This window comes from Absicoccus sp., assembly GCF_034090965.1.
GTDB lineage: Bacteria > Bacillota_I > Bacilli_A > Erysipelotrichales > Erysipelotrichaceae > Absicoccus > Absicoccus intestinalis.
Genome location: NZ_JAXDRQ010000021.1, coordinates 1 through 12,982 on the forward strand (window position 1 = coordinate 1; position 12,982 = coordinate 12,982).

At 40.3% G+C, this 12,982-nt stretch carries 13 protein-coding genes; 7 read left to right on the forward strand and 6 right to left on the reverse strand.

Annotated features, from left to right (window positions below; genetic code table 11):
* Positions 1 to 136: 136 nt before the first annotated feature.
* On the reverse strand, positions 137 to 586 hold the full coding sequence (locus SOS22_RS03090) for an Lrp/AsnC family transcriptional regulator (RefSeq protein ID WP_320326676.1): 450 nt from the start codon (positions 584 to 586) through the stop codon (positions 137 to 139).
* Positions 587 to 833: 247 nt separating this feature from the next.
* On the opposite strand from SOS22_RS03090, the gene SOS22_RS03095 reads away from it, so the two are divergent.
* The 4 genes from SOS22_RS03095 (at position 834) to SOS22_RS03110 (ending at position 5,456) form a co-directional block, all read left to right on the forward strand.
* Positions 834 to 2,276: an aspartate ammonia-lyase gene (locus tag SOS22_RS03095; RefSeq protein WP_320596288.1), complete on the forward strand. Its 1,443-nt coding sequence runs from the start codon at positions 834 to 836 to the stop codon at positions 2,274 to 2,276.
* Between the two features lie 39 nt (positions 2,277 to 2,315).
* Positions 2,316 to 2,975: a YczE/YyaS/YitT family protein gene (locus SOS22_RS03100; RefSeq protein ID WP_320326674.1), complete on the forward strand. Its 660-nt coding sequence runs from the start codon at positions 2,316 to 2,318 to the stop codon at positions 2,973 to 2,975.
* A gap of 94 nt (positions 2,976 to 3,069) precedes the next feature.
* On the forward strand, positions 3,070 to 4,602 hold the full coding sequence (locus tag SOS22_RS03105; protein WP_320596289.1) for a sodium/proline symporter: 1,533 nt from the start codon (positions 3,070 to 3,072) through the stop codon (positions 4,600 to 4,602).
* The gene (locus SOS22_RS03110; protein ID WP_320596290.1) at positions 4,602 to 5,456 is read left to right on the forward strand and encodes a LysR family transcriptional regulator; all 855 of its coding nucleotides are present in this window, start codon (positions 4,602 to 4,604) and stop codon (positions 5,454 to 5,456) included. The genes SOS22_RS03105 and SOS22_RS03110 overlap by 1 nt, the downstream gene beginning before the upstream one ends.
* Positions 5,457 to 5,473: 17 nt before the next feature.
* Here SOS22_RS03110 and SOS22_RS03115 read toward each other — a convergent pair whose 3' ends face one another.
* Both SOS22_RS03115 and SOS22_RS03120 read right to left on the reverse strand, forming a co-directional pair.
* Positions 5,474 to 5,917 carry a threonine/serine exporter family protein gene (locus SOS22_RS03115; protein ID WP_320326671.1) on the reverse strand — a complete coding sequence of 148 codons (444 nt, stop codon included), beginning with the start codon at positions 5,915 to 5,917 and terminating at the stop codon, positions 5,474 to 5,476.
* 9 nt (positions 5,918 to 5,926) lie between these two features.
* On the reverse strand, positions 5,927 to 6,679 hold the full coding sequence (locus SOS22_RS03120; RefSeq protein ID WP_320326670.1) for a threonine/serine exporter family protein: 753 nt from the start codon (positions 6,677 to 6,679) through the stop codon (positions 5,927 to 5,929).
* An 87-nt stretch (positions 6,680 to 6,766) separates the two neighbouring features.
* Between SOS22_RS03120 and SOS22_RS03125 the strand changes: the two genes are divergently transcribed.
* The gene (locus tag SOS22_RS03125; RefSeq protein ID WP_320326669.1) at positions 6,767 to 8,149 is read left to right on the forward strand and encodes a DEAD/DEAH box helicase; all 1,383 of its coding nucleotides are present in this window, start codon (positions 6,767 to 6,769) and stop codon (positions 8,147 to 8,149) included.
* Here the strand turns inward: SOS22_RS03125 and SOS22_RS03130 are convergent.
* The 3 genes from SOS22_RS03130 to gdhA form a co-directional block, all read right to left on the reverse strand.
* The gene (locus SOS22_RS03130) at positions 8,138 to 8,701 is read right to left on the reverse strand and encodes a manganese efflux pump MntP family protein (protein WP_320326668.1); all 564 of its coding nucleotides are present in this window, start codon (positions 8,699 to 8,701) and stop codon (positions 8,138 to 8,140) included. The genes SOS22_RS03125 and SOS22_RS03130 overlap by 12 nt on opposite strands.
* A 9-nt stretch (positions 8,702 to 8,710) precedes the next feature.
* Positions 8,711 to 9,373, reverse strand: coding sequence for a YoaK family protein (locus tag SOS22_RS03135; protein ID WP_320596291.1), 663 nt, complete (start codon positions 9,371 to 9,373; stop codon positions 8,711 to 8,713).
* A gap of 61 nt (positions 9,374 to 9,434) precedes the next feature.
* Positions 9,435 to 10,766 (reverse strand): NADP-specific glutamate dehydrogenase, encoded by a 1,332-nt coding sequence (gene gdhA / locus SOS22_RS03140; RefSeq protein ID WP_320326666.1) that lies wholly within the window; start codon positions 10,764 to 10,766, stop codon positions 9,435 to 9,437.
* 128 nt (positions 10,767 to 10,894) lie between these two features.
* On the opposite strand from gdhA, the gene SOS22_RS03145 reads away from it, so the two are divergent.
* Together SOS22_RS03145 and rpiB are read left to right on the forward strand one after the other, a co-directional pair.
* Positions 10,895 to 12,340 (forward strand): alpha-amylase, encoded by a 1,446-nt coding sequence (locus SOS22_RS03145; protein WP_320596292.1) that lies wholly within the window; start codon positions 10,895 to 10,897, stop codon positions 12,338 to 12,340.
* The gene (gene rpiB / locus SOS22_RS03150; protein ID WP_320326664.1) at positions 12,341 to 12,787 is read left to right on the forward strand and encodes a ribose 5-phosphate isomerase B; all 447 of its coding nucleotides are present in this window, start codon (positions 12,341 to 12,343) and stop codon (positions 12,785 to 12,787) included.
* Positions 12,788 to 12,982 lie beyond the last annotated feature (195 nt).

Sequence of the window (12,982 nt, forward strand, 5' to 3'; positions counted from 1 at the left end):
GCAAGCGATTTACCACGCCTCTTTTAGAGGCAGCATGTAACGGGGTTGCGACTGGCGAGGTTTCAATGGTCGAAGGACCTGCGCAACAACAGGCCCTTATAGGGCATTCAATACCACTAATTTTTATTAGTGGTTTTTATAGTTGGATGGGTACTTGTCGATGTTCGACTGAGGTCGAGAATACGATTTGGGTCTGGGTCTTGCCAAAATGTTGGAGTTCATTGATAAAGTGATCCAGTTGTTGGGTGGTCTGAAAAACAACTTCGATCAGCATAGCGTATTCACCAGTTACACAATTGCATTCAATCACATTGGGAATGGATTGGATGAAAGGATAGAATTCATCTTTTTGATAGGGTTGTACTTCAAGATTGATAAAGGCTTTGATGTTGTAACCAAATAAGAGAGCATTCATTTGGGCGTGATAGCCGGTAAGAATACCAGATTGTTCCAATTTTTCAATGCGATTGGAAACAGCCGGTGAAGAAAGGAACACCTCTTTGGCAATCTCTTTGATGGGGGTTCGGGCATTTTCTTGTAAGATCTTTAATATTTTACGATCGATGGAATCCAACTTCATATCCATAAACATCACTTCTTTCTATTACCTCCAAGTGTACTTCAATCGAAAAAAAGACTCAACATTAATAAATAAAGTAAAAATACAAAAAATTAAAATAAATAATTAAAAGTTTGCTTAAAATGTTTTTAATCATGGTTTTCACTTTAAAAACTTTACAACCAAAAAAACCGGTGCTATTCTTTCACCATAATTTATGAAGTGGATGCAGAGCCTGAAACAGCATCATCATAAATAACTGGAGGGAAAAAATATGAGTATTCGTTTTGAAGCTGATTCCGTAGGAATAAGAGAAGTACCAGGTGAGGCCTATTATGGTGTACAGTCGATGCGTGCAGAAGAGAATTTTACGATCACAGGGATAGGAATGAACCCTGTTTTTTTAAAAAATCTTGCCCTGATCAAAAAGGCTGCAGCGATCACGAACTGTCTGGCTGGTGATTTGGATCAAATCTGTGCCAAAGCCATCATAAAGGCAAGCAATGAAGTGGCAGCTGGTAAATTTGCGAAGGAATTTATTGTCGATGCCGTACAGGGGGGTGCCGGTACGAGCGCAAATATGAATATGAATGAAGTGATTGCCAACCGTGCCAATGAAATTCTTGGTGGCGAAAAGGGCGCCTATGATCATGTTCATCCCAATGATCATGTCAATATGTCTCAATCGACCAATGATGTCGTGCCGACAGCTGGAAAAATGACGGTCATTGATTTGATGCAGCCACTTTTGGATGAATTGGCAAGACTAGAAAGTGAATTATATGCTAAATCCATTGAATTTGATGATGTCATCAAAATGGGACGTACCCAGTTACAGGATGCGGTTCCCATGCGATTGGGTCAAACCTATCATGCCTATGCGGTTATGGTTGGTCGCGATAAGAAGCGATTGGCACATACGATCAAAGAAATGTATGCCGTCAACTTAGGAGGTACAGCCATTGGTTCATCCATCAATGCTTCCCAAGTTTATTTGGATACTGTCGTTCCTTGTTTGGCAAGAATTTCAGGTATGCCATTGACGCAAGCCGATGATTTATTTGATGCCACGGAAAACTTAGATGGATTTGTTGCTGTTTCTGGCGCATTGAAGACATGTGCTGTGAATCTTTCCAAAATGTGCAATGATCTTCGTCTTCTTTCTTCGGGACCAAAAACAGGACTTGCTGAGATTGCTCTACCCGCAAAACAAAACGGTTCTTCGATCATGCCTGGCAAAGTCAATCCGGTCATTCCCGAAGTGGTTACGCAAGTGGCCTTCCTTGTGATTGGTCATGATACGACCATTACGATGGCGGCTGAAGCAGGACAATTGGAGTTGAATGCATTTGAACCCGTATTATTTTATAACTTATTTGAATCCATCACGACACTAAAAGGAGCGGTGAAAACGTTAATAGATAATTGTATCGTCGGCATTGTGGCCAATCGAGAACGGAGTCGCGATCTTTTGGAACAGAGTGTAGGCATCATTACTGCACTGAATCCTTATATTGGATATAAGAAAGCTGCTGAAATTGCGAAACAAGCTATCAAACAAAATAAAAGTGTACGCGAAATCGTATTAGCTAAAAAGCTATTGAGTGCCAAGGAGTTGGATCAAATTTTAGATCCTTATGCTTTGACGGGCTCCCATTCGGTTCCGTCGATGTTGTCGATCCATCCAACATTTCAAGAAGTTTCGAAACATTCCTAAAATATGTAAATTCCCATCGATTTATGTTATCATGGTCGCATGAGCAAAAGAAGATGGATCTATTATATCGTTGGCATGTGTATATTGGCATTTGGATTGGAATTGAATGCGAAAACGGGACTTGGGGTATCCGCAATCATTTCGGTAGCCTATGCCAATGCGATATTGTTCAAGATATCTTTTCCCGATATGACCTTGATTCTTTACATGATCTTTGTATGTATTGAAATAATCGTTCATATCTTTCGTAAACAATCACGCAAGATCCTCGTTTTAGATGTTCTACAAATTCCATTGAGCATCGTATTTACACGGTTTATGAAAGCGTATGAAGGATTCATTCCCGATTTTACTGTTTCTAATTTTTCAGTACGATTGATCATATTGATGGTTGCGGTGATTTGTACCGGAATTGGTGCAGCCATGACTTTAAATATGCGGATCGTTCCTAATCCTGGAGATGGAATCGTACAAACGATTAGTGATGCTATTCATAAAGATATTGGCTTTACCAAAAATTGTGTGGATGCTTGTAGTGTTGCGCTCACTTTGGGTCTGGATTTTTTCTGTTTGGGTGACTTTGCGGGATTGGGCATCGGTACTGTGGCTTCTTTGATTGGTGTAGGCCGTACCATTGCTTATTTTAATCGTTGGCTTGGTCAAAAAATGGTCATCCAATGCAACATTGACAATGCATAAGAAAACGAATACAATACAAACAGGGCATTTGTCCTGTTTTTTTAACGCATAGATATGAATAAAATTCATATCCAATATGAGAAAGGGAGAAAATATGAATCTAAATCAATTTGGGATCTTGCTTGCCATCGTAGTTTATTTGGTTGGCATGATCTATATTGGCTTCAAAGTCATGGATCGGAATAAAACGGTGGGTGACTTTTATTTGGGAGGACGTGAACTCGGTCCATTTGTGACAGCGATGAGTGCGGAAGCATCCGATATGTCCAGCTGGTTGTTAATGGGATTACCAGGTGTGGCTTATTTATCGGGTGTGGCCGATGCAGGATGGACAGCCATTGGATTGGCCATTGGTACGTATTTGAACTGGTTGATCGTTGCGAAACGATTACGGACTTATTCAGAGCGCATCGATGCGATCACGATTCCTGAATTTTTTGCGAAACGATATCACGACCAAAAAAATGTGTTGATGTTGATTGCCGCCATTTGGATCATCGTCTTTTTTGTTCCCTATACAGCCAGTGGTTTTGTGGCTTGTGGGAAATTATTCAATACCCTCTTTGGGATTGATTATCATACAGCCATGATCGTCAGTGCATTGGTCATTGTGATTTATACAACGCTGGGTGGTTTTCTTGCTGCATCAACGACTGATTTCATACAAAGCATCATCATGACCATTGCCTTATTGATCGTCGTTGGTTATGGTGTAAGTGTTGCCGGCGGTATGGATAGTGTCATGCATCATGCCTATGCCTTACCTGGATATATGACTTTTACGCAATCGTACAATGTGGCAACCCAATCGGCTGTCCCTTATAGTTTTTTGACCATTGTCTCGAAAGCAGCTTGGGGATTGGGCTATTTTGGTATGCCTCATATCTTATTACGCTTTATGGCCATCAAAGATAAGAGTCAGTTAAAACTTTCTCGTCGAGTTGCAACGGTGTGGGTCATCATTTCGATGTTTGTTTCGGTATTTATTGGTATCGTTGCTATGACTATGTCAAAAGTCGGTGCCTTGCAAACATTGGTGGGTGCCGATTCCGAGACCGCCATCGTACGTATTGCCCACCTATTGAGTACGCATGGATTTGGGTTTGCTTTGATTGCTGGTATCATTCTTTCGGGTATCTTAGCGAGCACTATGTCGACTTCTGATTCCCAATTGTTGGCGGCTTCGAGTTCTGTATCCAATGATATTTTAAGTGGATATTTCAAGACCAAATACAGTCAAGATAAGTTATTAAAGATTTCTCGATGCTGTTTATTGTTGATTGCTTTGATTTCGATGGGATTAGCCTGGGATCCAAATAGTTCCGTATTTCAGATCGTCTCTTTTGCATGGGCTGGTTTTGGCGCTAGCTTTGGACCTGTTGTATTATTGGCCTTGTTCTGGAAAAATTCCAATAAACAAGGGGCTATTGCCGGTATGTTAGCTGGTGGTATCATGGTCTTTGTATGGCACTTTTTGATCATCCCATGGGGTGGTGTATTTGGTATCTATGAATTATTGCCTGCTTTCTTGCTTGCGTTGATCATCAATGTGATCGTTAGTTTGGCTACGGGTGGTGCCGATGCATCGATCCAGAAAGAATTTGAAGACGCTAAGGCAATGGAATAATGGATATCAAACAATTTCTTCTATTAGAAGATTTAAATAAGACAAAAAGCATTACATCGAGTGCGCAACGATTGCGCTATACCCAGTCGGGGGTAAGTCATGCCATTAAAAAAATGGAAAAAGAATGGAACATCAAATTACTTAAACGAACCAATCATGGGGTCGAATTGACCAGTGAAGCCAAATATCTATTACCCTATGTACAATCGACATTGGTCCAGTTTAGCCGCTTTAAAGAGGCATTGGATGCCATCAATGGATTGACCAAAGGATCAATCACGATTGGTTCTTATTCCAGTATTGCGATGCATTGGTTGCCTATGATCTTGCAACAATTTAATCAGATGTATCCTCAGATCCAAATTCACGTGCGCGAAGGCGATTACGATGAGATCATGCAATGGATTGGTCAAGGCATTGTTGATTTTGGATTTGTTTCACAATCCGGACAATCAAATTTTGCGTTTATTCCTTTTCAGAAAGAAATGTTATATGCCGTTGTGCCCGATACCCAATGGCAAGGTCCTTTTCCAATTCATGCATTGGAACAACATCCATATATTGCCAGTGAGATTGGTGTAGATAATGATGTGGCCGCCACTTTACATCAAGCCGGTGTAAAACCACATGTGGCTTGTTACTGCAAAGAAGACGCATCCATTTTGGCGATGGTCAAACAAGGCTTGGGCATGACGATCTTACCAGAATTGATCCTTAAAGATGTAGATATTCAAAAACATCCATTGGATCCTCCAGCTTATCGAACCTTAGGCATCATGTATAAATCCGAAGATGTTTTATCCGCAGCCGATAAGGCTTTGATCACGATTGCTAAACAAATCATAATAAAATAAAAATGACTCTGGTGGAGTCATTTTTTCATTTTGTGGATCTGATCCATGGATTGTGAAAAGACGATATTCATCAGAATGATCCCCGCCGACATGCAAGAAGCAAACAACAACGTATATCTTGCATAGTAGAGACTTCGTTCTAAATTTTGTAGCAATAAATAATAGATAGAATAATACAAACCTGACCCAGGAATTAAAGGAATCTCACCAATCGCAATGAAAATAGTAGCCGGTTTTTTATAGAGACGGGCCATGCATTCGGAATAGAGCCCAGTGAATAAAGAAGCAAGAAAACCACTGAGAAACGGATCGCACCCCTTTTTTAATGCGATCAGATATACCAACCAAGCCAGCATGCCACCTAAACAAGCGGGAAATAAGATATCGCGTTTGGTGTTGAACATCAACGCAAATCCCAGGGAACCTAAAAAAGCCATGATCAATTGTAAGATATTTTCCATAGATATACCTCAGAAAAACGATTGCACAAACACAAAGCCTAACGCAATACAAATGGCCACAATGATGGCTTCTACGAGATGAATGAGTCCCGTGATCGAATCACCGACAAATAAATCACGCAAGCCATTGGTGAAAGCCAAACCAGGAATCAAGATCATGATATTGCCTATAGCAATCAGATCGTAATGTTGGCCAATGCCTATATAAAGAAATAAAGCATTCAAAAGTCCACCTGCCAATGACCAAGCTAATGCGATGAATAGCTTATTTTGTGAATAGCGTTGCACACAGGTTTCAACTGGTTTCAATAATGCACCAATGATCGAAGCCGCTATCATATCTTGTAGGGTTCCCCCAAAGAAAAGACAAAAAGAACCAGAAATCAGAGCATAAGATGCCATTTGGAAGGAATAAGAATAATTCGGCATGGCCTCGATGACTTTCAATTGGTTTTCAACCGTCATCAAAGAAGGCTTCTTTTCGCAAATATCACGCGATAATTGATTTAGGGCACTAAGCCTTTCCGTATCCATTTTGGAACTTCGGATCCGTCGATTCTGGGTATAGGTATCATATCCCATGTGCATGGTCGTTTCGATATTGACCGTAATGGAGAATACATCGACTCTGCTCGCACCATAGGCCGTACAAATGCGGCGAATCGTATCTTCAATTCGACTGGTTTCGGCTCCGTATTTTAAAAGCATTTCACCGACATCCATCGCAATCGTCAAATATTGATTATCCATTTGATTTTCCATAAGGACCTCTCATACATCCATAGTATACAAAATAATCAGATGTGGGTCCATCTTGCGAATCAAAATGAAGTTGCGTACAATAAAATCATGAAATTTGAAGACTTATCCATTGATGGATCATTGAAACAAAGCATTGTGCGCATGGGGTATACACAATTAATGCCCATTCAAGCGGCTGTCATTCCGATTTTGTTGGCACATACAAGCTGTGTGGTCCAATCAAGAACCGGTTCTGGCAAGACCCTAGCTTATGGCATTGGCATGGAACAAGATCTTGTGATTGATCAACACGATCCCCAAGCATTGGTATTAGCACCAACGCGTGAGCTATCCATGCAGATCGAGAAAGAATTGGCCTTATTGGGGACGTATAAGAAAGTGAAATGTGTCACTTTGATTGGAAAACAATCGTTTGATCTGCAAAAAGAGGATTTGGCACAACGAACACATATCGTTGTTGGAACACCCGGACGTGTCTATGATCATATGGTGCAAGATAGTTTTTCGTATGAAAAGATCAAATATTTTGTTTTAGATGAAGCGGATGCATTATTAAATACCGATTTTATCGAACGTATCGAATGGATCATGGACCATCTGCAACCAGAGACCATTGTCTTGGTGAGTGCGACGATAGGCCCCTCTGTACAAGCGTTTGTACAAAAACATATGAAAGGGGCACCAGTGATCCATGTGGATCCTACCAATCATCAAATCGCTTCTTATCGGATCATGGTTGCAGATGCAAACAAGCCAGCAACTTGTTTAGAAGTGCTGCAAAAAGAGCTTCCCGATACGTGCATCATTTTTTGTGCAACCAAAGATCGGGTCGATGCTTTATATGAATATCTTTCTTTATATGGCATTTCGGTTTTTCGTATGCATGCTGGCATGGAACAATCCCAACGAAAAGAAACGTTGCAAGCATTTGAACAAGGAAGGGTTCGAATCTTGATTGCGACCGATATTTTGGCACGGGGAATCGATATTGAAAAAGTGGATCTAGTCATAAATTATGATCAACCCGATTCAAAAATCATTTACACGCATCGGATTGGTCGAAGTGGCCGTATTTACGAAAAAGGCAAAGCCATTACTTTTATTGAGCCTGGACAAACTTATGATCATGCGATGCCTTTATGGACAAGTGATGTTGATTTGGCGCCTTGGCGCCTAGCTGTTTTGACTTCAAGTCATCGAAAACGGGAAAATAAAGATGCGAAAGTGCGTGAAGATGTCATGAAGATATATATCACAGCGGGAAAATCAAAGAAGATCCGGCCTGGAGATATTGTTGGGGCTTTATGCGCTATAGATGGCATGACGATGGATGATATTGGAGTGATCCAAGTCCAGGATCATCAATCGTTTGTCGATATCCTACATAATAAGGGTCATCTTGTTTTAAAGAATTTACATCAAGTTAAGAAAAAACACGTTCGTGTAGAACGTGCCAGATCAGAAGAATAAATGTTCGATTAAGATCTTGATTCCCAATACGATCAGAATGATACCGCCCAATCGTTCGGCATAGGCTTGAAATAATGAACCCAGTTTCTTGCCTAATTTGACACTCGCAAACGAGAGAACAAAAGTGATCAAGGCAAAAAGACTAACGGCTAACCAAACATTGACATGTAAGAAAGCTAAGGTAACGCCAACAGCGAGTGCATCAATGCTGGTGGCAATAGCTAAAACCAGAATGACTTTCCAAGAGATGGAGTGGACCATAGGAGCATCTTCATCTTTTTCTTTGCTTTCGCGAATCATGTTCATTCCAATGATCGATAGTAAAATAAAAGCAATCCAATGATCAATAGAAGTGATATATTTTGCGAAATGAGAACCAATGTAATAACCAGCTAAAGGCATAGCGCCTTGGAAAAAGCCAAAAGCTAAACCTAATTTTATAGCGTATTCATTGATGTGTTCTTTGGCTAAAGACATTCCTTTGGCGATGGAAACAGCACTTGCATCCATAGCTAAACCAATTCCACATAAGATGATTGATAATGGATCCATAATTTCCTCCTATTTGCTTCCTTCGCGATCGATATACATGATCATTAATGCGATGGCTAATAAAACACAACTGACCAAGATGGTTTTTTCTTGTAGGTGAGGTAAGCACCAATTTCCAAGAATAGCACCGACAACAAAACAAAGGATCACAAAATAATAGAGTAAAGCACGTTCTAGACTTTGTCTATCTTTCTCATAAAAAAAGTGAATCAAATGATGCGTACCGCTACGAATATTCCCAATACACATCGTGGTCGCAAAGCTATTGCCATGCAATTTACGAAAGGCTTGGACTTGAATGCCACAAGCTAAGGAAGTTAACGAATTGGCCAGCAGATTATTATGCAATGGTATCGTTGAGACCATGGCCAATAATAAAATTTCAATGAGCAGGGTAAATTGTCGCCAATGCATAAAATGGATCTTGTGGACATGAATGATCTCACAAAGGGCAATACCAAAACAAAAAAACAAGATAGGAAAGGCATAGTGCAGGCAATGATTCCATTGTCCGTTGGAAGCATAGACTCCAAATAAGAGAATGTTACCGGTTTGCGCATTGGCGAAAACTTGGCCTCGTAATAAATACGAATAGGCATCCATCAGGCCGCCGCTCATCGCTAGAAAAATAGCTAATTCAATGGATTCTGAAGTTTGTTTGGCTCGATTCATAGGGATAGTATACAACAAACGGCGAAAAAAAAGAACGCATCGAAATGCGTTCTAGAAACAATTAAACCGTGCCTTGTGCCTTCATTGCTTCGGCAATCTTTAAGAAAGACGCAATGTTTGCACCAACAACATAGTCTTTTTCATGACCATATTCTTTGGCTGTATCACGACAAGTATTGAAGATGTTGACCATGATATCGTGTAAACGAGTGTCGACTTCTTCAGCTGTCCATGATAAGTGTTGTGCGTTTTGTGACATTTCCAATCCAGAACAAGCTACACCACCGGCATTGGACGCTTTACCTGGTGCATAGAATACACCATGTTCTTTTAAGTAATCGATCGCTTCTGGCGTTGTTGGCATGTTCGCACCCTCGCAAAGGGCGAATACACCATTGGCAACTAAGTTCTGCGCATCATGTAAGCTGACTTCGTTTTGTGTTGCACATGGTAAGGCAATATCACATTTGATATTCCAAGGACGAGCACCTGGCGTATAAGTTGCTTCTGGATGTTTTTCTACATATTCTTTGATGCGTCCACGACGAACTTCTTTGATGTCTTTGACTAGATCTAGGTCGATACCATTTGGATCGTATACAAATCCATTGGAATCGGACATTGTGACAACTTTTGCACCTAATTGCGTTGCTTTTTCACAAGCATAGATGGCAACATTACCACTACCAGAAATACATACGGTCTTGCCTTCAAATGTAGTACCGTTGTCTTCCAACAAAGCTTCGGTATAGTAACATAATCCATAACCGGTTGCTTCGGTACGAATCAAAGAGCCACCAAAAGTTAATCCTTTACCTGTCAATACACCGCTCCATTCGTTTTTCAAACGTTTGTATTGACCAAATAAATAACCCACTTCACGACCACCAACACCGATATCTCCAGCAGGAACATCTGTGTCTGGTCCAATATGACGATACAACTCCGTCATGAAGCTTTGGCAAAAACGCATAACTTCTGCATCACTTTTTCCTTTTGGATCGAAATCCGATCCACCTTTGCCACCGCCCATAGGTAATGTCGTCAAGGCATTCTTGAAGATTTGTTCAAATCCTAAGAATTTGATGATACTTACATTTACGGATGGATGGAAACGAAGTCCACCTTTGTAAGGACCAATTGCTGAATTAAATTCAATACGATAACCACGATTGACTTGTGTCACACCATTGTCATCGACCCAAGGAACACGGAAAATGATTTGACGTTCAGGTTCAACCAAACGTTTCATCACATCGTCATCCAATTTTTCTGGATGAACTTCCTGGATGATTTCCAAAGAACGGAATACTTCTTCTACCGCTTCAAGGAATTCAATGTCATTGGGATTTCTTTTCTTAACAGTTTCGTAAATAGCATTTAAATCTGTCATGAATTTCCTCCTGGAATATTGATTCCGCGATTAATATATCATATTCATGAAACGGTTTACAGTACTTTTCATCTTTTTTCATTTTTTTCAAGATGTGGTATCCTATATGTATAGAGAGGTGTCGATTTGTGAACAAAACAACATTGATTCAATATTTTGAATGGTATCTAGCCAATGATGGTTCCCTATGGAGACAAGTTTGTCAAAATGCCAAAAAATTGGCAAATATAGGCTTCGATAAAATATGGTTGCCACCTGCTTACAAAGGAGCAAGTGGAAAAAACGATGTGGGTTATGGTGTCTATGATATGTACGATTTGGGTGAGTTTGATCAAAAAGGCACGATCCCTACAAAATATGGAACCAAACGAGAATATCAACAAGCTATTGATGCCTGTCATCAAGCGGGGATGGCCGTCATTGCGGATATTGTCTTTAATCATCGCATGGGGGCGGATGCCAAAGAAACGATCCAAGCACGACAAATGGATTGGAATCATCGAGAACATGCCCTTTCCGATGAAGAAACCGTAGAAGTATGGACCAAATATACGTTTCCAGGACGAAACGGCAAATATTCTGATTTTATCTGGAATTGGGATTGTTTTGATGGAACGGATTATGATGCTTTATCCAAGCGAAATGAATTATTGGAGTTTAATACGAAACAATGGGATGAAAATGTTTCACATGAAGATGATAATTTTGATTATATCATGGGTGATGATTTAGATTTTTCCAATCCAAAGGTTGTCGAAGAACTCTATCGATGGGGAAAATGGTATTGGCAGATGTGTAGGGTGGATGGTTATCGATTGGATGCTTGTAAAAGCATTGATTTCTCTTTCTTTGAGGGATGGTTACGATCCCAGGGAGAAATTGCTCATACGACGCCTTTTGCGGTTGGTGAATATTGGAGTGGCAATGTCGATGATCTAAATCAATATTTGAATCATTGTAACCATTGTATGACGCTATTTGATGTTCCTTTGCACTTTCATTTGTTTGATGCATCCAATAGTTATGATCGCTACAACATGTCGACGATCTTTCAAGGAACCCTTTCCCAGCAACAACCGGAATATGCCGTTGCCTTCGTGGATAATCATGATACGCAACCAGGGCAGGCATTGCAATCCTGGATCCAAGGATGGTTTAAGATCCATGCCTATGCTTTGATCCTATTGTATCGATGTAAAGCGCCTTGTGTATTCTATGGCGATCTGTATGGAATTGATCATGATCATATTGATCCCGTTCCACATTTGGCGCAAATGTGTTGGATCCGTAAACACTATCTACAAGAGGATATCGAAGATCGATTTGATGATTGGCATTGTATTGGTTGGATGGTCAAATCAGAGCATCCCATTGTTGTGGTCATGACCAATAGTTATGGAAATCAAAAGACCTTTCATGTCGGTATGCCCCAGGAAACTTTTAAGGATATCATTACTGGGAATGAAGTTCGGATCGATGAAAATGGAAATGGTACTTTTGTTTGTCGGGATGGTCAATGTGGTATATATTTAAGACAGGCAGACGTACAAAAAATGAAAGAGGAGGTCAAATAAATGAAAATTGCGATTGGAAATGATCATGGTGCAGTGGAGTATAAAGATACGATCAAAGCCATGTTGATCGAAGAAGGACATGAAGTTATCGATTGTGGTACGAATAGTACCGATAGTTGCGATTATCCCGATTATGGAAAAGCGGTTGCGGATAAGGTCGTAGCGGGTGAAGCGGAAAAGGGCATTGTGATTTGTGGTACAGGCATTGGTATTTCAATTGCGGCCAATAAAGTTAAAGGAATTCGTTGTGGATTGTGTACCAATACCACTATGGCACGCTTGACGCGAGAACATAATGATGCGAATGTGCTTGCGATGGGACAACGAATCATTGGCATTGAGACCGCAAAGGATATTGTCCACACGTTTTTATCAACACCTTTCAGTAATGGAGAACGTCATAAACGTAGAATTGAAAAGATCACAGAGATTGAACAGAATCAATAAATAGTCGGTCGAAACAGGGTTTCGACCTTCTTTTTTAAAAAAATGCAAAAAAGATAAAAAAAGGGGTTGCATAAGGCAGATAGATTTGATAATATAACTGAGCACGCGAAAGCGTGACGATCTTTGAAAACTGAACAGGAAACCAAGAAACACGTCAATTTCGAGAAAGAAACAAACGATGTCAGGAACATCGAA